Source organism: Streptacidiphilus sp. PB12-B1b (genome assembly GCF_014084125.1).
GTDB lineage: Bacteria > Actinomycetota > Actinomycetes > Streptomycetales > Streptomycetaceae > Streptacidiphilus.
Map to the genome: position 1 here is coordinate 5,867,221 of NZ_CP048405.1, position 20,239 is coordinate 5,887,459.

At 72.7% G+C, this 20,239-nt stretch carries 15 protein-coding genes; 10 read left to right on the top strand and 5 right to left on the bottom strand.

Annotated elements, in window-relative coordinates:
• Positions 1-4: 4 nt before the first annotated feature.
• The 4 genes from GXW83_RS25380 to GXW83_RS25395 all read right to left on the bottom strand — a co-directional run bounded on the left by GXW83_RS25380 (position 5) and on the right by GXW83_RS25395 (position 6,273).
• On the bottom strand, positions 5-1,558 hold the full coding sequence (locus GXW83_RS25380; RefSeq protein WP_182445400.1) for a sugar transferase: 1,554 nt from the start codon (positions 1,556-1,558) through the stop codon (positions 5-7).
• Between the two features lie 187 nt (positions 1,559-1,745).
• Positions 1,746-2,921, bottom strand: coding sequence for a glycosyltransferase (locus GXW83_RS25385; protein ID WP_370466765.1), 1,176 nt, complete (start codon positions 2,919-2,921; stop codon positions 1,746-1,748).
• A gap of 167 nt (positions 2,922-3,088) precedes the next feature.
• Entirely contained in the window at positions 3,089-5,608 is a 2,520-nt protein-coding gene (locus tag GXW83_RS25390; RefSeq protein ID WP_225447241.1) for an MFS transporter, read from the bottom strand.
• Between the two features lie 209 nt (positions 5,609-5,817).
• The gene (locus tag GXW83_RS25395) at positions 5,818-6,273 is read right to left on the bottom strand and encodes an SRPBCC family protein (protein WP_182445401.1); all 456 of its coding nucleotides are present in this window, start codon (positions 6,271-6,273) and stop codon (positions 5,818-5,820) included.
• Between the two features lie 183 nt (positions 6,274-6,456).
• Here GXW83_RS25395 and GXW83_RS25400 point away from each other — a divergent pair, with 183 nt between their 5' ends.
• From GXW83_RS25400 to GXW83_RS25445, 10 genes are all read left to right on the top strand, one after another.
• Entirely contained in the window at positions 6,457-7,008 is a 552-nt protein-coding gene (locus GXW83_RS25400) for an NUDIX hydrolase (protein WP_370466766.1), read from the top strand.
• 315 nt (positions 7,009-7,323) lie between these two features.
• Positions 7,324-9,111, top strand: a complete 1,788-nt coding sequence (locus GXW83_RS25405; RefSeq protein WP_182445403.1) for a 3-hydroxyacyl-CoA dehydrogenase family protein — start codon at positions 7,324-7,326, stop codon at positions 9,109-9,111.
• A 53-nt stretch (positions 9,112-9,164) separates the two neighbouring features.
• The gene (locus GXW83_RS25410; RefSeq protein WP_182445404.1) at positions 9,165-10,046 is read left to right on the top strand and encodes a TetR family transcriptional regulator; all 882 of its coding nucleotides are present in this window, start codon (positions 9,165-9,167) and stop codon (positions 10,044-10,046) included.
• Positions 10,047-10,409: 363 nt separating this feature from the next.
• The gene (gene ccrA / locus GXW83_RS25415) at positions 10,410-11,747 is read left to right on the top strand and encodes a crotonyl-CoA carboxylase/reductase (protein WP_182445405.1); all 1,338 of its coding nucleotides are present in this window, start codon (positions 10,410-10,412) and stop codon (positions 11,745-11,747) included.
• Positions 11,748-11,751: 4 nt separating this feature from the next.
• A complete protein-coding gene (locus GXW83_RS25420; RefSeq protein ID WP_182445406.1) occupies positions 11,752-13,776 on the top strand; it encodes a protein meaA in 2,025 nt (674 codons plus the stop codon).
• A gap of 49 nt (positions 13,777-13,825) precedes the next feature.
• Entirely contained in the window at positions 13,826-14,785 is a 960-nt protein-coding gene (locus GXW83_RS25425) for a CoA ester lyase (protein WP_182445407.1), read from the top strand.
• 2 nt (positions 14,786-14,787) lie between these two features.
• Positions 14,788-15,291 carry a MaoC family dehydratase gene (locus GXW83_RS25430; RefSeq protein WP_182445408.1) on the top strand — a complete coding sequence of 168 codons (504 nt, stop codon included), beginning with the start codon at positions 14,788-14,790 and terminating at the stop codon, positions 15,289-15,291.
• Between the two features lie 109 nt (positions 15,292-15,400).
• Positions 15,401-16,612, top strand: coding sequence for an acyl-CoA dehydrogenase family protein (locus GXW83_RS25435; protein WP_182445409.1), 1,212 nt, complete (start codon positions 15,401-15,403; stop codon positions 16,610-16,612).
• 432 nt (positions 16,613-17,044) lie between these two features.
• Positions 17,045-17,698 carry a phosphatidylserine decarboxylase gene (locus GXW83_RS25440; protein WP_182445410.1) on the top strand — a complete coding sequence of 218 codons (654 nt, stop codon included), beginning with the start codon at positions 17,045-17,047 and terminating at the stop codon, positions 17,696-17,698.
• On the top strand, positions 17,685-18,557 hold the full coding sequence (locus GXW83_RS25445) for a phosphatidylcholine/phosphatidylserine synthase (RefSeq protein ID WP_370466767.1): 873 nt from the start codon (positions 17,685-17,687) through the stop codon (positions 18,555-18,557). The genes GXW83_RS25440 and GXW83_RS25445 overlap by 14 nt, the downstream gene beginning before the upstream one ends.
• Positions 18,558-18,664: 107 nt before the next feature.
• Here GXW83_RS25445 and GXW83_RS25450 read toward each other — a convergent pair whose 3' ends face one another.
• Entirely contained in the window at positions 18,665-20,236 is a 1,572-nt protein-coding gene (locus GXW83_RS25450; RefSeq protein WP_225447242.1) for an MFS transporter, read from the bottom strand.
• Positions 20,237-20,239: the final 3 nt, after the last annotated feature.

Here is a 20,239-nt window from a genome sequence, read left to right on the forward strand (position 1 = left end):
CGGGTCAGCTCCCGCCGGGGCGAAGGACCGAGGCGAGCGTGCGCAGCAGGATCTTGACGTCCTGCCACAGGCTCCAGCTCTCGATGTAGTAGTTGTCGAAACGGGTCCGGTCCTCGATCGAGGTGTCCCCGCGCAGCCCGTGGACCTGCGCGAAGCCGGTGATGCCGACCGGCACCCGGTGCCGGTCGCCGTACTGCTGGTAGGCGTGGCTGAACCGGGCCACGAAGTAGGGGCGTTCGGGGCGCGGCCCGACCAGGCTCATCTCGCCGCGCAGCACGTTCCACAGCTGCGGCAGCTCGTCCAGGGAGGTGCGCCGCAGGAAGCGCCCGGTGGGGCCGAGCCGGTGGTCGTGGGCGATGTTCCAGCGGGTGGCCGACTCGTGGTCGTCGTCGGGGCGCAGGGTACGGAACTTGAGCACGGTGAAGGTCCGGCCGTCCAGTCCGACCCGCTCCTGGCGGAAGATCACGCCGGGGCCGCCGTCGATCCGCACGGCCACCGCGCAGGCCGCCAGCACCGGCGCGACCAGCAGCAGGCCGCAGCCGGCCAGCAGCGCGTCCACGCAGCGCTTGACCGCCCAGGTGGGGCGGTGCATCGCGGACTGGCCGAGGCGCAGGCAGGGGAAGCCCCAGAGGTGGTCGCCGGTCGCGGCGCGCCGGTTGCCGAACTCGAAGGCGCCGAAGTCGGGCACGCCGGGGACGAACCACACCTCGCAGCCGTGCCGGGTGGCGGTGCGCAGGGTGCGGGCCGCCTCGGCGTCGTCCCCGCCGCCGCTGGTGATGATGACGTCGGTGACGTCCTGTCCGGCGATCTCCAGGTCGAGCGCGTCGGGGCCGCCGAGGACCGGGACGACGGCCGGGAGCGAGGCCCCGGTCGGGGCGGGGGCCTCGGCCGGGCGGAACGAGGGCTCGGAGTCGATGTAGCCGACCGGCCGCAGCCCGTACTCGGGGTGCGCCAGCAGGGCCGCGCCGACGCTGCGGCCGATCTGCCCGGCCCCGGCGATCAGCGTGGGCCGGGGCCGGCGGCGGCGGGCGCGGCGGAGCAGGGCGTAGACGGCGGCGCGGCCGGGGAGGTCGAGCGAGAGCTGGCAGAGCAGCAGCCCGAGCAGCAGCCGGCCGTCGGCGGGGACGGCCGACGGCCACAGGCCGTGCAGGCAGCGGTCCAGGGTGAGCGCGAAGGCGGCCGCGGCGGCGGCCCGCCCGGCGAGCCCGGGGATCTCGTCCAGGACGGAGGGGGCGAGCCGGAGCCGGTACAGTCCGCCGGCCGAGTTGGCCAGGACCAGCAGCGGGAACAGGCCGCTGGCCGCCCAGACCGCGCCGAGCAGGTCGCACCGGCCGACGGCGGCGACTCCGGCGAGCACGGCCAGCCCGTCGACGGCCAGCAGGGCGGCGGGGACGGAGGCGCCGGGCGGCTCGCGGCGCGGTCCGGCGGGGACGCCGACCGGCGCGGGGAGCCCCGGCACGGCCTCCGGGGGCTTGCGGGCGAGGGCGAGCAGTCCCTGGCCGGAGGTGGTGGCGGCGATGCCGGCGCGCGGCAGTTCGTCGTTGTCGATGGTGGTCATCCGCGCACGTACTCCCCTGCTCTATGTCCGTGGCTTCGGAAGGCCGCCTGCTGCCGCGGGCGGGGTCGAGGTGGCACCTGCCGCCGCGCCCGGCACCCGGCTCGGCTCACCAAGGGAAATAAGCAGGTAAATTGGACATTACAGACACAGAGCTGGTGAATTCCCGCGAGCAGCCCGAATATTCACCCTAATGACTAATAGTCATATCTTTATGTCCATCTACGTGCTGATGGGCGTTCGGCGAGGCTTGCCGCGAAGCGTCCCGCGCCTCGCCCAGCACCTCGTCGTACACCCGGGCCACCCGCTGCCGGGTGAGCCGCACATCCCGCCGGTCGAAGACGTCCAGCCAGGCCCGCAACCCCTCCCGGCGGCACGCCTCGCGGTCGGACAGCCGCTGCACCAGGGCCTCGCGCAGCGCGTCCGGGTCCTCCACCGGCAGCGGCGCGGGCGAGCCCTGCGGCAGGCACTCGCGCGCGCCGGAGACGTCCGTCAGCAGCACCGGGCGGGAACAGGCCATCGCCTCCAGCGGGGCCAGCGCCATCCCCTCCCAGCGGGAGGGCAGCACCATCAGATCGGCCGCCGCGTACCAGTCGCGCGGATCCTCGGCGTGGCCCGCGAAGAGCACGCTGCCGGGATCGGGCAGCGCCCCGGCCAGCGCCTCCAGCGCCGCCCGGTCCGGCCCGTCGCCCACCAGCGCCAGCCGCGCCCCGGGCACCCGGCCGGGCACCCCGGCCCAGGCGCGCAGCAGCACGTCCTGGCCCTTCTGCCGGCACAGCCGGCCCACGCAGACCGCCAGCGGGCCCTGCGGCTCCAACCGCAGCGCGGTCCGGGCCTGCGCCTGCACGGGCAGCCGGGCGGAGTCGTAGCGGTCCAGGTCCAGGCCGTTGGGCGCGAGCGCCCACCGGCCGCGCAGACCGGCCGCCTCGCCCTCGCGCCGCTCCTGCTCGCTGACGCACAGCAGCCGGTCGGTCCAGCGGGTCGCCCAGCGCTCCCAGGCCCGGGCCGCGCGGGCGGTCGGGCCGCCCACCGCCGCGAACGACCAGGCGTGCGGCTGGAACACGGTCGGCCGGGCGCCGCGGACCGCCAGCCGGCCCGCCAACCCGGCCTTGGCGCTGTGCAGGTGCACCAGCTGCGGATCGGTGTCGGCGACGATCCGGCGCAGCGCCGCCACCTCGCCCGGCAGGCCCGGGCCCGGCGCCCGGCGCGCCGACCACCCGCGCAGCTGCGCCCCGGCGGCGCGGGCCACCGGGGCCAGCCGCCCCTCGGCGGGGCAGGCCAGCACCACCCGGTGGCCGTCCGCGACCTGGCCGCGCACCAGGTCGGCCACGACCTGGGCGACGCCGCCGTCGGCGGGCTGGGACACATGAAGGATCGTCAGGGGCACGGCGATCAACCTAGGCCGCCCGGATCGAACACCGGGGACGCGCTCACTCGGGTGGCCGACAAGGTCCACTCGTGCGAGCGACCGGCCGTGACCGCCGCCGTTCGGCCGTCCGGCGCTGCCAGTCGTCCGGCGCCAGTCGTCCGGCGCTAGTCGTCCAGGCGGTGCGAGAGGTGCAGGTCGCGCTCGGTGTGGCCGTCCTCGATCCGCAGGGCGGTGGCGACCGGCGGGTAGCCGCTGGCCATCACCGTGTACTCGCCCGGCTCCAGGTCGGTGAAGCGGAAGTGCCCGTCGGCGCCGGTGGTGACCGCGGCGACGACCGTCCCGGCCGAATCCAGCAGGGTCACCCGGGCCTCGGCGACGGCGTGGCCGCCGACGGTGCGGACGGTGCCGCGCAGCGTGCCGCTGCCCGCCATCGCCACGTCCTGGCGGGTCTCGCCGCTGGCCGCCACCTCCACCGCGATCGCCGCCGGGCGGTAGGCCCGGGCACTGACGGCCAGGGTGTAGCGGCCGCAGACCAGGTCGCGGAAGTGGTACGCGCCGTCCGTGTCGGCGTGCGCGGTGGCGACCACCTCGCCCCGGGCGTCGGTCAGGGTCACCGCGGCCCCGGCGACCGGGGCGCCCTCGGCGCTGCGGACCGCGCCGCTGAGCCGGCCGGTGCCGCCGAGCACCACGTCCAGGTCGACCGGCCGGCCGCCGACGGTGACCGTCACCGCGTGCGGCTGGTGGCCGGGGGCCGCCGCGATCAGCACGTAGTTGCCGCTCCTGGGCGCGGCCAGGGCCCAGCGCCCGTCGGAGCCGCTGCCGGTGCGGGCGACCTGGCGGCCGTCCATGTCGATCAGGGTGAGCACGGCCCGGGGCACCGGTGCGCGGTCGGGCTCCAGCACCGCCCCGGCGACCGGCACCCCGGCCGACGGCTGGGCGTGCGGCGCGGCGTGCCCGGAGGTGTGCGGCGCGGCGTGCGGCTGGGCCGGGGACGTCGCGGCCGGGGCGGGGACCGGCGCGTCGGAGATCTCGACGGTCAGCAGGCCGGCGGCTGCTTCGGCGCCGGGCTCGGGGGCCGCGTGGGTGACCAAGGGTGTCTCCTTGAGCAGGAAGGCGAACAGGAAGCCCAGCGCCAGGACCGGCGCCAGGTAGAGGAACACGCGCGGCAGCGCGGCAGCGAAGGAGTCGACGTACGCCGCCCGGATCGGCGCGGGCAGGGCGCGGACCAGCTGCGGGGTGAGCGAGTCGACCGCCGGAAGGGCGCCGGTGTGCGGCAGCCGGTGCGCCAGCTGGTGCGCGAGCCGGGAGTTGAACAGCGTGCCGACGACCGCCGCGCCGACCGAACCGCCGATCTGCCGCAGGTAGTTGTTGGCGGAGGTGGCCGCGCCCAGGTCGCGCCGGTCCACCGAGTTCTGCACCACCAGCACCAGCACCGGCAGCACCAGGCCGATGCCCAGCCCGAGCACCGCCATGGCCACGCTCTGCCACAGGTACGAGGTGTGCGCGGTCAGCCGGCCGAGCAGCACCATGCCGACCGTCGACAGCGCGCCGCCCAGCAGCGGGTACAGCCGGTACCGGCCGGTGCGGCTGATCAGCTGGCCGGAGGCGACCGAGGCCAGCACCACCCCGCCCATCATCGGCAGCATCCGCAGCCCGGAGCCCATGGCGCTGGCCCCGTCCACCATCTGCAGGAAGCTGGGCAGGTAGCTGGCCGCGCCGAACAGCGCCACCCCGACCACCAGGCTGATCGCGCCGGAGACGGTGAACACGCTGTCGCGGAACAGGTGCAGCGGGATCACCGGCTCGGCGGCGCGCCACTCGGCGAGCACGAACAGCAGCAGCGCGGCGACCGTGCCGCCGAGCAGGCCGAGGATCACCGGCGAGCCCCAGGCGTACTGGCTGCCGCCCCAACTGGTGGCCAGCACCAGGCAGACGCCGACCACCGCCAGCAGCAGCGCGCCCAGGACGTCCAGCCGGGGGCGGGCCCCGCCCTCGCCGCGGGCCCGCCGCGGCGACCTCAGCACCAGGCCGATGACCACGAAGGCGGCCAGCCCCAGCGGCAGGTTGACGTAGAAGCACCAGCGCCAGCCGGGGCCGTCGGTGAGCCAGCCGCCCAGCAGCGGCCCGGCCACCGAGGCCAGCCCGAAGACCGCGCTGATCAGGCCCATGAACCGGCCGCGCTGCCGGGGCGGGACCAGGTCGCCGATGATGGCCTGGACGCCGATCATCAACCCGCCGCCGCCGATGCCCTGCACGGCCCGGAAGGCGATCAACTCGTCCATGCTGTGCGCCCATCCGGAGAGCGCGGAGCCCACCAGGAAGACGCCGATGGCGAACTGGAACACCGACTTGCGGCCGAGCAGGTCGCCGAGCTTGCCGTAGACCGGCAGGCCCACGGTGGCCGCCAGCAGGTAGGCGGTGACCACCCAGGACATGTGCTCGAGTCCGTTGAGGTCGCCGACGATCCGCGGCAGGGCGGTGGCCACGATGGTCTGGTCCAGGGCGGCGAGCAGCAGCGCCATCATCAACCCGGCGAAGACCAGCCGGGTCTGACGGGTGCTCAGTTCCGATCGGTCACCGCCGCCGGCCGGACCGGCCTCCGGGCCCCGGGGGGCGTGGCTGTGGCCGGCGGGGGTATCGCTCTGCTGTACCGGGGCCGTTCGGGCCGCCTCGATCACGGACATGGACCGGATCATTGCAGCGGGCACGCATCAGCCTCGAACCGGTCATATCGTCGTCCGGGCACGCCTGTTGACCGGTCGGCAGGTCGGTCACCAGCGGCGTTGTGGCGGTATGTCGACATGCGGGGAAAATGACCGCGGGCCGCCCACCGGGAAGTTTCACCCGTCCGGGAGGCGGCCCGTACACACGTTCGTTCGCTCGGACGGCCGGATCAGCCGGCGGTGTTCCCGGTGACGGCCGTGGCCAGCCGCTCCAGCACCTCGTCGTTGATCCGCTTCAGGCCCTTGGGGGCGAACGTCCGCTCGAAGAAGCCGCCGATGCCGGAGGCGCCGGTCCAGGTGGTCTCCACCACGGCCTTGGAGCGGCCCTCGCCGGCCGGGGTGACCGTCCAGGTGATCACCATGGTGGAGTTGGCGTCGGTCTCCACCAGCCGGCCGGGCGAGGGCTCGGTGACGGTCAGCAGGCAGTCCCGGACCCGCTTCTCGGTCGCCTGCAGCCGCCAGTGCACGACCGTCCCGGCGCCCTGACCGCCCGCGCGGACCTCGTAGTCGCTGTACTGCGAGGGCAGCAGGCCCGGGCGGGTCTTCTCGTAGTCGGCCAAGGCCGCGAAGACCTGCTCCGGCGAGGCGTCCACCACTCGCTCGCTGACCGCGTAAACCTGGCCCATGGCCGTACTCCTCAACATCCTGGCGCCGCACCCGCGGGCGGGGTCCGCACGCGTACGGCCAAGCCAACCACCGCCCGCCCCGGCGGCCAAACCCGGGGCCGGACGAACGGTCGGGGTACGCCGCCGGGTCCACCGCGGTGCGCCGCGTCCGGCGGCCTGACACCGACAGCGGCGCGTGCTTGGATGGACGCCATGAGCGCACCGGGGACCTCCCAGCCGCTGAACGCGGATGAACTGCTCGACATCGTCGACGCCCAGGACCGCGTCGTCGGCCAGGCGTCCCGGGGCGAGGCCACCGCCCGCCGGCTCCGGCACCGCTGCGTCTTCGTCCTCGCCCGCGACGCCGACGACCGGATCTTCGTCCACCGCCGGACGCCGGAGAAGCTGGTCTTCCCCTCGCTGTACGACATGTTCGTGGGCGGGGTGGTCGGCGCGGGCGAGTCCTACGACGACGCCGCCAGGCGCGAGGCCGAGGAGGAGCTGGGCGTCCACGGCCTCTCCCCCGCGCCGCTGTTCCGCTTCCTGTACGAGTCGGCCGAGCACACCTGGTGGTCCGCGGTGTACGAGGCCCGCACCCCGGCCGCGGTCGAGCCGCAGGCCGAGGAGGTGGCCTGGCACTCCTTCCTGACCGAGGCGGAGCTGGCCGACCGGCTCGACGCGTGGCCCTGGGTGCCGGACGGCCTGGCCGCCTGGCAGCGGCTCACCCTGTGGCGGTCCGCCCCCGGCCGGGCCTGACCCGGCAGCGCACCCGGCCCGGGCAGTACCCGGCCCGAACAGCGCACCGGCCCGGCAGTCCCCCGGCCCGGGCCGCTCCTCTTCCCGTCGGCCCCCGGGCCGGGTAGTGTGTGACGACCACCCCCGTTGGCGTCGGGAGCCGCAGCAACGGGCGGGTCGGTTCAGCACGTGGCACGCCGCGCATCAGCGAGCACCCGGTCACGCAGGTTCACCCCTCTTCACACGGCGACCTCAGTCGCGCCGTGCTCCCCCGCATCTCTTGCCGCGCGACGCCGGAGCGGACCGGTAGCGCGGCGCTCCCCGAGGAGTCATGTCATGACTGAGCACACCCCTCTGCCCTTCCCGGTCGTCGCCGTCGTCGGCCTGGGCACCATGGGCGCCGGGATCGCCGAGATCACCGCGCGCAGCGGCCGCCGGGTGATCGGCGTCGAGCTGGACCGGGCCGCCGCCGAGGCCGCGCGGTCGCGGATCGAGGAGTCCACCGCGCACTCCGTGGAGCGCGGCCGGATCACCCCGGACGAGCGCGCCGACCTGCTCGGGCGGCTCACCTTCACGCACGAGCTGGCCGCGGCCGCCGAGGCGCAGCTGGTGATCGAGGAGGTCCCGGAGGTGCTGGAGCTGAAGCGCGAGCTGTTCGCCGAGCTGGACCGGCTGTGCCCGGCGGAGACCGTGCTGGCGACCGGGACGACCGCGCTGTCGGTGACCCGGATCGCGGCTGCCACCCAGCGCCCGGAGCGCGTGATCGGGCTGCACTTCTTCAACCCGGCGCCGGTGATGCAGCTGGTGGAGGTGGTGCGGACGGTGCTGACCAGCGCCGGGGCGGCCGAGGAGGCGGCGGAGTTCGCCCGCAGCCTGGGCAAGTCGCCGGTGGCGGCGGGTGACCGTCCGGGCTTCATCGTGAACGGGCTGCTGTTCGCCTACCTGAACCAGGCGGCGGCCATGTTCGAGTCCCGGTACGCCACCCGGGAGGACATCGACGCGGCCATGCGGCTGGGCTGCGGCCTGCCGATGGGCCCGCTGGCGCTGCTGGACCTGATCGGCATCGACACCGCGCGGACGGTGCTGGAGGCCATGTACGCGCAGTCGCACGACCGGCTGCACGCGCCCGCGCCGATCCTGGGCCAGCTGGCGGCGGCCGGGCTGCTGGGGCGCAAGACCGGGCGCGGCTTCTACAGCTACGCCGCCCCCGGCTCCGCCCAGGTGGTGGCCGAACCGGAGCACGCGGGCGCGGGCCGTCCGGCCGGGCGCGAGGTGCGCAGCGTGGGCGTGTGCGGCTCGGGGACGATGGCCACCGGCATCGCCGAGGTGTTCGCCAAGGCCGGCTACCCGGTGCTGCTGGTGGCCCGCAGCCAGGAGAAGGCGGACCGGGCCAGGGCCGCCCTGGCGGCGTCGCTGGACCGGATGGTGGCCAAGGGCCGGCTGGACGCGGCGGACCGGGACGCGGCGCTGGCGCGGGTCACCGCCTCCGGCTCGCTGGAGGACCTGGCCCCGGCCGACCTGGTGCTGGAGGCGGTCGCCGAGGACCTGGCGGTCAAGCGGGAGCTGTTCGCGGCGCTGGACAAGATCTGCCGGCCGGGCGCGGTGCTGGCGACGACCACCTCCAGCCTGCCGGTGGTCCAGTGCGCCATGGCGACCTCCCGCCCGCAGGACGTGGTCGGCATGCACTTCTTCAACCCGGCCCCGGCGATGCGGCTGGTCGAGGTGGTCAGCACGGTGCTGACCGCCGAGGACGTCACCGCGACCGTGCTGGAGCTGTGCGCGCGGGTGCGCAAGCACCCGGTGGAGTGCGGCGACCGGGCCGGCTTCATCGTGAACGCCCTGCTGTTCCCGTACCTGAACGACGCGGTGCGCATGATCGAGGAGCACTACGCCTCGGTGGACGACGTGGACACCGCCATGCGGCTGGGCTGCGGCTACCCCATGGGCCCGTTCGCGCTGCTGGACGTGGTCGGCCTGGACGTCTCGCTGACCATCGAGAAGGTGCTGCACGCCGAGTTCCGCGAGCCCGGCCTGGCCCCGGCGCCGCTGCTGGAGCACCTGGTGGCCGCCGGGTGCCTCGGGCGCAAGTCCGGCCGGGGCTTCCGCGACCACGCACGCAAGTGACCGGGCGGGTGAGCGCACCGGGCAGACCGCGTCCGGCGTGTAGCGTTCGCGCCATGGATGGGGAAGAACCGCAGCAGCCGGGCACCGCCGCCGCGGGCGCCGGTCGCCGGGTGACAGCGCAGCGCCAGCAGATGCGCCAGGACCTGGCGGCGGCGGCGATGGAGCTGTTTGCGAACCAGGGGTACGAGGAGACCACGGTCGACCAGATCGCGGCGGCGGCGGGCGTCGCCCGGCGCACCTTCTTCCGGTACTTCCGGTCCAAGGAGGAGGCGATCTTCCCGGACCACGACGACACCCTGGTCCGGGTGGCCGACCTGCTGGCCGGGGCGGATCCGGCCGAGCACCCGCTGGACGTGGTGTGCCGGGGCATCAAGGAGGTGCTGCGGATGTACGCGGCCACTCCCGGGGTCTCGGTGGCGCGCTACCGGCTGATCCGGCAGGTGCCGACGCTGCGCGAGCGGGAGATCGCGGTGGTGGCCCGCTACGAGCGGCTGTTCACCCGCTACCTGCTGGGCCGCTTCGACACCGCCGGGCAGGCGTCCGGCGGCTGGGAGCGGGGCGTCGGCGACGACGCGATGCTGGCGGAGGTGTCGGCGGCGGCGGTGGTCGCGGCCCACAACCACGTGCTGCGGCGCTGGCTGCGCTCGGGCGGCAACGGCGAGGTGGAGCCGCAGCTGGACCACGCCTTCGAGGTCATCAAGCGGACCTTCTGGGGCAATGCCCCGGCCAGACCGGAGGACCGGGCCGGGGCACGCGTGGTGGCACCCAGTGCCATGAGCGGCTCGGCAGAGACCCTGGGCAGCGCGGTGGAGAGCGCAGTCAGTGCGACACCGGCGGGCGAGGTGCTGATCACCGTCGCCCGAACGGACGCACCTCTGGACGAGGTGCTGCAGAGCATCCGCACCGCCCTGGGCGTCCCCAGCGGGGCTCCGTAGCAGGTCACAGCGGTTCAGGTGGGCCCACCCCGGCAGTTCGGGGCGGGCCCACGGGCGTTCTGGGGCAGGTGTGCGCGGAGGTTTCCACGTGACAACGCTCACGTGTCGCGGGTGATAATTACTGGCACGCAGTGTCTTTACGAGTGGCACAGGGTGCCAGTACGTTGTTACCCACCGGTCGTGGCGCCGCGGCTCCCCACCTGGCGCGCCCTGCCCGGATTCCGTACGCCACCCCTGTGCGGAGAGCGACAAACAGCCTCATCCTGACGACTGAAGCCCCCCATCCCCAACCGGTGTCCGCTCCCGGTTACCCCCATCTCGACGCACCCTGTTCCCTCGACAGGTCCGCCGCCGGAGGCAGCCATGAAGGAAATCCTCGACGCGATCCTCAACGAGGACACCAGCCCGGCCGACTATGCCGCGCTGAAGGTCCCCGACTCCTACCGGGCGGTCACGCTCCACAAGGACGAGGAGCAGATGTTCGCCGGCCTGGACAGCCGCGACAAGGACCCGCGCCAGTCCCTGCACCTCGACGAGGTCGCCGTGCCCGAGCTGGGCCCCGGCGAGGCCCTGGTCGCGGTCATGGCCAGTGCCGTGAACTACAACACCGTGTGGAGCTCGATCTACGAGCCGGTCTCCACCTTCGGCTTCCTGGAGCGCTACGGGCGGCTGTCGCCGGAGAGCGCGCGGCACAACCTGCCGTACCACGTGCTCGGCTCGGACCTGGCCGGCGTGGTGCTGCGCACCGGCCCCGGCGTGCACGCCTGGAAGCCCGGCGACGAGGTCGTCGCGCACTGCCTGAGCGTGGAGCTGGAGAGCGCGGACGGCCACAACGACACCATGCTCGACCCGGAGCAGCGGATCTGGGGCTTCGAGACCAACTTCGGCGGCCTGGCCGAGCTGGCCCTGGTCAAGTCCAACCAGCTGATGCCCAAGCCGGCCCACCTGACCTGGGAGGAGGCCGCGTCGCCGGGCCTGGTCAACTCCACCGCCTACCGGCAGCTGGTCAGCCGCAACGGCGCGGGCATGAAGCAGGGCGACAACGTGCTGATCTGGGGCGCCAGCGGCGGCCTGGGCTCGTACGCCACCCAGTACGCGCTGGCCGGCGGCGCCACGCCGATCTGCGTGGTCTCCAACGACGCCAAGGCCGACATCTGCCGGGCCATGGGCGCCGAGGCGATCATCGACCGCAGCGCCGAGGGGTACAAGTTCTGGAAGGACGAGAACAACCAGGACCCGCGCGAGTGGAAGCGCCTGGGCGCGAAGATCCGCGAGCTGACCGGAGGCGAGGACGTGGACATCGTCTTCGAGCACCCGGGCCGGGAGACCTTCGGCGCCAGCGTCTACGTGACGCGCAAGGGCGGCACCATCGTCACCTGCGCCTCCACCAGCGGGTACATGCACCAGTACGACAACCGCTACCTGTGGATGTCGCTGAAGCGGATCGTCGGCTCGCACTTCGCCAACTACCGCGAGGCGTGGGAGGCCAACCGCCTGATCGCCAAGGGCAAGATCCACCCGACGCTGTCGCGGACGTACAGCCTGGAGCAGACCGGGCAGGCGGCGCTGGACGTCCACCACAACAAGCACCAGGGCAAGGTCGGCGTGCTCTGCCTCTCCCCGCAGGAGGGCCTCGGGGTCCGCGACCCGGAGCTGCGCGCCAAGCACCTGCCTGCCATCAATCGATTCCGAGGCGAGTGACGACATGGCTGAGCGAGACCGCCCCTGGCTGATGCGGACCTACGCCGGACACTCGTCGGCGACCGCGTCCAACGCGCTCTACCGGAAGAACCTGGCCAAGGGCCAGACCGGTCTCTCCGTCGCCTTCGACCTGCCGACGCAGACCGGCTACGACCCCGACCACGTCCTGGCCAAGGGCGAGGTCGGCCGGGTCGGCGTCCCGGTGAGCCACCTGGGCGACATGCGGGCGCTGTTCGACGGCATCCCGCTGGAGCGCACCAACACCTCCATGACGATCAACGCCACGGCCATGTGGCTGCTGGCGATGTACCAGGTCGTCGCGGAGGAGCAGGGGGCGGACATCGCCAAGCTCACCGGCACCACCCAGAACGACATCGTCAAGGAGTACCTGTCGCGCGGGACGCACGTCTTCCCGCCCGGCCCCAGCATCCGGCTGACCACCGACATGATCGCCTACACGGTGGCGAACATCCCCAAGTGGAACCCGATCAACATCTGCAGCTACCACCTGCAGGAGGCCGGGGCCACCCCGGTGCAGGAGCTGGCCTACGCCATGTGCACCGCGATCGCGGTGCTGGACGCGGTCCGCGACAGCGGCCAGGTGGCCCCGGAGCGGATGGGCGAGGTGGTCGCCCGGATCTCCTTCTTCGTCAACGCCGGGGTGCGCTTCGTCGAGGAGATGTGCAAGCTCCGTGCCTTCGGCCGGATCTGGGAGCAGGTCACCCGCGAGCGCTACGGCATCGCCGACCCCAAGCAGCGCCGGTTCCGCTACGGCGTGCAGGTCAACTCGCTCGGCCTGACCGAGGCGCAGCCGGAGAACAACGTCCAGCGGATCGTGCTGGAGATGCTGGCAGTGACCCTCTCCAAGGACGCCCGGGCCCGCGCCGTGCAGCTGCCCGCCTGGAACGAGGCGCTGGGCCTGCCCCGGCCCTGGGACCAGCAGTGGTCGCTGCGCATCCAGCAGGTGCTGGCGTACGAGTCGGACCTGCTGGAGTACGGGGACCTGTTCGACGGCAGCCATGTGGTCGAGGCCAAGGTCGCCGAGCTGGTGGCCGGGGCCGGGGCGGAGATCGAGAAGGTGCTGGGCATGGGCGGGGTGGTCCCGGCCGTCGAGACCGGCTACCTGAAGGCCGCGCTGGTCGGCTCGCACGCCGAGCGCCGGGCCCGGATCGAGTCCGGCGAGGACAAGGTGGTCGGCGTCAACTGCTTCGAGACCACCGAGCCCAGCCCGCTCACCGCCGATTTGGACACCGCCATCATGCAGGTCGACCCGGACTCGGAGCGGGCCGTCGCCGAGGCGTTCGCGCAGTGGACCGCCGGGCGCGACGAGGCGGCCGCGCAGGCCGCCCTGGCCGAGCTGAAGCGGCAGGCCGCCACCGACGCCAACCTGGTCCCGGTGACGCTGGAGTGCGTCCGGGCCGGGGTCACCACCGGCGAGTGGTCCTTCGCGCTGCGCGAGGTCTTCGGCGAGTACCGCGCCCCCACCGGCGTCGGCGGCGCGCCGATCACCGGCGCCGTGGGCGGCGACAGCGGCTCGGAGCTGCTGGCCGTCCGCGAGGCCGTGGCCGCCACCGCCGAGGAGCTGGGCGCCGGCAAGCTGCGGCTGCTGGTCGGCAAGCCCGGTCTGGACGGGCACTCCAACGGCGCCGAGCAGATCGCGGTGCGCGCCCGCGACGCCGGCTTCGAGGTGGTCTACCAGGGCATCCGGCTGACCCCGGAGCAGATCACGGCGGCGGCCGTGGCCGAGGACGTCCACTGCGTGGGCCTGTCGATCCTCTCCGGCGCGCACGCCGAGCTGGTCCCGGACGTGCTGCGGCGGCTGCGCCGGGCCGGGGTGGAGGACGTCCCGGTGATCGTCGGCGGGATCATCCCGGCCGCCGACGAGCAGGCGCTGCTGGCCGGGGGCGTCGCGGCGGTGTTCACGCCCAAGGACTTCGGGATCACCACCATCATCGGCCGGATCGTCGACGAGATCCGGCTCGCCAACAAGCTGGAGCCCTGGAAGGGCCGCGTGCCGGTCGCCCCCTAGAGTCGGAGCACCGCCCGCACCACCCACCCTCACCACTGAAGAGGACCGAATGACTGTCAATCGCCTGCGCCCCCGCCGCTCGTGCCTGGCCGTCCCCGGAAGCAATCCGCGCTTCCTGGAGAAGGCCCAGGGGCTGGCCGCCGACCAGGTCTTCCTGGACCTGGAGGACGCCTGCGCGCCGCTCGCCAAGGAGGGCGCCCGCCACACCGTCGTGGACGCGCTCAACACCGGCGACTGGACCGGCAAGACCCGTGTGGTGCGGGTCAACGACTGGACCACGCACTGGACCTACCGCGACGTGGTGACCGTGGTGGAGGGCGCCGGGCAGAACCTGGACTGCATCATGCTGCCCAAGGTCCAGGACGCGCAGCAGGTCGTCGCGCTGGACCTGCTGCTCACCCAGATCGAGAAGACCATGGGCTTCGAGGTCGGCCGGATCGGCATCGAGGCGCAGATCGAGAACGCCAGGGGCCTGGTCAACGTGGACGCCATCGCCGGGGCCTCGCCGCGGATGGAGACCATCGTCTTCGGCCCGGCCGACTTCATGGCCTCCATCAACATGAAGTCCCTGGTGGTCGGCGAGCAGCCGCCGGGCTACGGCGCCGACGCCTACCACTACATCCTGATGCGCATCCTGATGGCCGCCCGCATGCACGACCTGCAGGCCATCGACGGCCCCTACCTGCAGATCCGCAACGTCGACGGCTACCGCGAGGTCGCCCGGCGCTCGGCGGCGCTGGGCTTCGACGGCAAGTGGGTGCTGCACCCCGGCCAGGTGGAGGCGGCCAACGAGGTCTACTCCCCCACCCAGGAGGACTACGACCACGCCGAGCTGATCCTGGACGCCTACGACTGGTGCACCTCGGAGGCCGGCGGCAAGAAGGGCTCGGCGATGCTCGGCGACGAGATGATCGACGAGGCCAGCCGCAAGATGGCGCTGGTGGTCGCGGGCAAGGGCCGCAACGCGGGCATGCAGCGCACCACCAAGTTCGAGATCCCGGAGGCCTGACCATGCAGTTCGGACGCACCTACGAGGAGTTCGAGGTCGGCGCGGTCTACAAGCACTGGCCCGGGAAGACCGTCACCGAGTACGACGACCACCTCTTCTGCCTGCTGACCATGAACCACCACCCGCTGCACCTGGACAGCAACTACGCCGAGAGGACGACGGACTTCGGCAGGAACGTGGTGGTCGGCAACTACGTCTACTCGCTGCTGCTCGGCATGTCGGTGCCGGACGTCTCCGGCAAGGCCATCGCCAACCTGGAGGTCGAGTCGCTGCGGCACATCGCGCCGACCTTCCACGGCGACACCATCTACGGCGAGACCGTGGTGCTGGACAAGACCCCGTCGAAGTCCAAGTCGGACCGCGGCATCGTCCACGTCGAGACCAAGGGCTACAAGCAGGACGGCACGGTCGTCTGCGTGTTCCGCCGCAAGGTGATGGTGCCGACCGAGACGTACATCAAGGAGCGGGGCGGGGAGCAGCCGGGGCGGCCCGAGCCGCTGAGCTGACGGCGCCCGACGACCGTTCGTTGTCCAGTCCCCTTTGACGGGGTGCCCCGTGGCTACTGCCACAGCCGCGGGGCACCTTCCACCCCCACTCACCTCCCAGGAGCCAGCCATGGGACGCCTTGCCCAGACCGAAGGTCTCACCGAGATCCAGCAGGACATCCTCGCCACCGTCCGGAACTTTGTCGACAAGGAGATCATCCCGGTCGCCACCGAACTGGAGCACCGGGACGAGTACCCCGCCGACATCGTCGAGGGGATGAAGGAGATGGGCCTGTTCGGGCTCATGATCCCGGAGGAGTACGGCGGGCTCGGCGAGTCGCTGCTGACCTACGCCCTGGTGGTGGAGGAGATCGCCCGCGGCTGGATGTCGGTGTCCGGCATCGTGAACACGCACTTCATCGTGGCCTACATGATCGCCCAGCACGGCACCCAGGCGCAGAAGGACCACTTCCTGCCGCGGATGGCGACCGGCGAGGTGCGCGGCGCGTTCTCGATGTCGGAGCCCGGGCTGGGCTCGGACGTGGGCGCGATCCGCACCAAGGGCGTCCGGGACGGCGACGACTACGTGATCAACGGCCAGAAGATGTGGCTGACCAACGGCGGCACCTCCACCCTGGTCGCGGTGCTGTGCCGGACCGACGAGGGGCAGCCGGAGGGCGCGGCCCCGCACAAGTCGATGACCACCTTCCTGATCGAGAAGACGCCGGGCTTCGGCCCGAACGAGACCGTCCCCGGGCTGACCATCCCCGGCAAGATCGAGAAGATGGGCTACAAGGGCGTCGACACCACCGAGATGGTGCTGGAGGACGTCCGGGTGCCGGCCGACATGGTGCTGGGCGGGGTCTCCGGCCGGGGCTTCTACCAGATGATGGACGGCGTCGAGGTGGGCCGGGTGAACGTGGCCGCCCGCGGCTGCGGGGTGGCGCAGCGCGCCTTCGAGCTGGGCATCCGCTACGCCCAGCAGCGCTCGACCTTCGGCAAGAAGATCGCGCAGCACCAGGCGATCCAGTTCAAGCTGTCGGAGATGGCCACCAAGGTCGAGGCGGCGCACCAGATGATGGTGATGGCGGCCCGCAAGAAGGACTCCGGGCAGCGCAACGACCTGGAGGCCGGGATGGCGAAGTACCTGGCCTCGGAGTACTGCAAGGAGGTCGTGGAGGACTCGTTCCGGATCCACGGCGGCTACGGCTTCTCCAAGGAGTACGAGATCGAGCGGCTGTACCGGGAGGCGCCGATGCTGCTGATCGGCGAGGGCACCGCGGAGATCCAGAAGATGATCATCGGTCGGCGGCTGCTGGAGGACTACAAGCTCGCCGAGTAGGACCGCCACTGCCCGATTCGGGCGGTCAAGCGGCCGATCAAGTGGCGGTCAGGTACGCCGAAATTCGGCCGGATCCGATAAGATCCGGCCGTTTTCGTCATTCCGCCCACAGCATGCGATCGGTACGGGATACTCAGGCCCTCCCCCTGACGTGTCCCTGTAAGATCCCAGGTCATCCCTGAGAGAGTTGTCACCGTTCCGGCGAAACCCTTGGCCGGGGCGGGCTGACGCGTCTACGTTCGATAGCAGGGGTACGACCGAGGGCAGTACTCCGGGCACCCGAGGGTTGCCTGAGCACCGTCCGCTGCCGATAGCATCCCCGAGGACAGTCATGTCCCCGAACCCCTCGATCACGCGGCCCCATCGCGCGGTCGCCGCGCCGGAACCCTCCGGCGTCAGCCACGCTCCGGGCCCCCGCGACAAAGGTCTTCGATGCCCCTCAGTCCGTCCCAACGATCCGCGACCCGTCCCCGTGTCACGCTGGCACGCGGCGCTTCGCCCTGGCTCGTACCCACCGTGCTCACCGCAGCCGCCTGCACCGCCCTCACCCGGCGCAGCCGCACGTGGGCCGTGGCGGCAGTCCCCGCCTCCGCGCTCGGCGCGGGGATGCTGTGGTTCTTCCGCGACCCTGAGCGCGCCATCGGCGAGGGTCGGGTGATCTCCCCCGCCGACGGCGTGGTGCAGAGCATCGACGCCTGGCCGGACGGGCGCACCAGAGTGGCGGTCTTCATGAGCCCGCTGAACGTCCACGTCAACCGGGCCCCGCTGGCCGGCACCGTGACCTCGGTCGAGCACGTCCCCGGTGGGTTCGTCCCGGCGTTCAACAAGGACAGCGACCGCAACGAGCGGGTCGTGTGGCACTTCGACACCGAGCTGGGCGACCTGGAGGTCGTGCAGATCGCCGGTGCCGTGGCCCGGCGCATCATCCCCTACGTCCCCGCGGGCACCAAGGTCGAGCAGGGCGAGCGGGTCGGGCTGATCCGCTTCGGCTCGCGCGTCGACACCTACCTCCCGCAGGGCGTCGAGCCCGGCGTGGTGGTCGGCCAGCGGACCACGGCAGGGGTGACTCGCCTTGACCGTGACTGATCCGGAGACCGTGCAGGAGTCCGACACCGACGGCGAGCACGCCGCCCGCAGGCTGCGCTGGGCCCGGGACCGCGAACTGCGCGCCCCCCGCTCCCCGCAGCACCTTTCCACCGCCGACGTTTTCACACTCGGCAACGCGGTGTGCGGCTTCCTGGCGATCTACTGCACCACCACCGGGGTGCTGATCCCGCACCTGACCGGTGAGGCCAGCGGCGGCGACCGGCGCAGCGCCGCCGCCGCGGTGACGCTGCTGCTGATCGGCTCCATGTGCGACCTGTTCGACGGACTGGTCGCCCGCAAGCTGCGCAGCTCCGCCCTGGGCGCCGAGCTGGACAACCTCGCGGACCTGATCAGCTTCGGCATCGCCCCGGCCTACTTCGTGGTGGTCTGGGGCATGGTCACCAACGGCGCCAGCCAGCGGCTGTCGGCCGGCATCGCCATCGTGGTGCTGCTCGCGGTCGTACTGCGGCTGGCGCGCTTCTCCTGCACCACCATGCGGCCGGGCGTGTTCCAGGGCATGCCGTGCCCGATGGGCGCGATGACGGTCATCTCGATCGTGCTGCTGAACCCGCCGTTCATTCCCGCCGTGCTGGGCATCGTGGCGGTGGCGGCGCTGATGGTCAGCAAGGTCGAGTACCCCAAGCCGCACGGGGTGCTGGCCACCGCGACGCTGAGCTGGATCGTGGTCAGCATGGGCTGCCTGGCCGCCTGGGCGACCGGTGTGCCCGGCGGGCACACCCTGCTGCAGATCGGCGCCAGCCTGCAGGTGTCGCTGGCGCTGATGGCGCCGCTGATGGTGATCCGCCGCAAGGTCGGCGACGTCCGCGCCCGGCGCGCCGAGTCGCGGATCACCCACTAGCCCCTCGCGCCAGGGCCTGGCACCAGGCACCTGGCCCGCACAGCGCCCGTGACCGGAGACCGGTCACGGGCGCTGTCGTCTGTCCGCACACCGTCGGGCGCGCACGGTCAGTGCGCGGACGCGGCCCCGGCGGTGGGCTTCCCGGCGTTCTGGGCCTCCCACGGCGCCGGCGCGTTCGAGCGCCGGACCAGCAGCAGCACCAGCACCCCGGCCACCAGGCCGACGATGCCCGCGGTCAGGTAGACCCGGTCCAGGCCGACCGCGAAGGCGGCGTGCACCAGCTGCTCAGCGGCGGCCCGGTGGTCGGCCGGGGTCTGCGCCAGCACCGCTCCGGCCCGGCCGCCGCTCAGCGCCGAGGAGGCCGCCTGCGGATCGGGGACCTTGCCGCTGGCGGTGACATAACTGGTGATCCGCCGGGCGAAGACGGTGCCCAGCACCGCGATGCCCAGGGCGTAGCCGAGCTGGCGCCCGGTGTTGATGGCGCCGCTGGCCATACCGGCCCGCTGCCGCGGCACGCTGGCCATGGCCGAGGACATCATGATCGGCGTGGCCAGGCCGACCCCGAGGCCGGTGACGATCATGCCGGGCAGGACCACCGTCCACGAGGAGCCGGCGGACACCAGGGTGAGCAGCAGCGCGCCCGCGCCGATCAGCATCAGCCCGATGCCGATGGGCCACTGCGGCGCCAACTTGTGGAAGAAGCGTCCGCTGAGCGAGGCCACCACGAAAGCGGAGACGGCCAGCGGGCAGACCACCAGGCCGGCCTGGATCGGGCTGAGGTTCAGCACCGACTGGAGCCAGATCGAGGTGTAGGTGAGGTGGGCGAAGGCGGCCGCGTTGAGCATCAGCGCGGCCAGGCTGAGCCCGACGAAGCTGCGGTTGCGCATCAGCGACAGGTCGAGCAGCGGGTTGGCGCTGCGGCTCTCGACGGCGACGAAGGCGATCAGCGCGACCAGTGCCACGCCGAGCGAGACCAGCACCGTGGCGCTGCCCCAGCCGTCGCCGGCGCTCTCGATCAGGCCGTAGGTGAGGCCGCCCGCGAAGACGGTGAAGCAGACCGCGCCCGGGTAGTCCAGCCGGCCGGAGATCCGGCCCTCGTCGTTGGCCAGGTAGCGCAGGGTCATCACCACGGCGGCGGCCGCGATCGGCAGGTTGACGAAGAAGATCGCCCGCCAGTCGATCGAGTCGGTGAGCAGCCCGCCGAGGACCGGGCCGACGGCGGCGGCGGCCCCGCTGACCGCGCCCCAGACACCGAAGGCGGTGCCCCGGTCCCGGCCGTGGTACGAGCCGTTCAGCAGCGAGGTGGTGGACGTCAGCATGGCCGCGCCGCCGATGCCCTGCACCGCGCGCGAGGCGATCAGCACCCCGGCGTTGGGGGCGAGGCCGCAGGCCAGGGAGGCCAGGGCGAAGACGACCAGGCCGATCAGATAGAGCCGGCGGTGGCCGAGGCGGTCGCCCAGGGTGCCTACGACCATCAGCAGGGCGGCCAGGACCAGGGCGTACATGTCCACGACCCACTGCAGGGAGGTGAACGAGGAGTGCAGGTCGGTCGACATCTGCGGCAGGGCGACGTTCACGATGCTGACGTCGACCAGCAGCATGAAGGTGCCGAGGCAGATGGCCACCAGGGGTATCCATTTGCGCATGGCGTTCTCCGGGGTGGAGGCGGGCGGATTCACAGT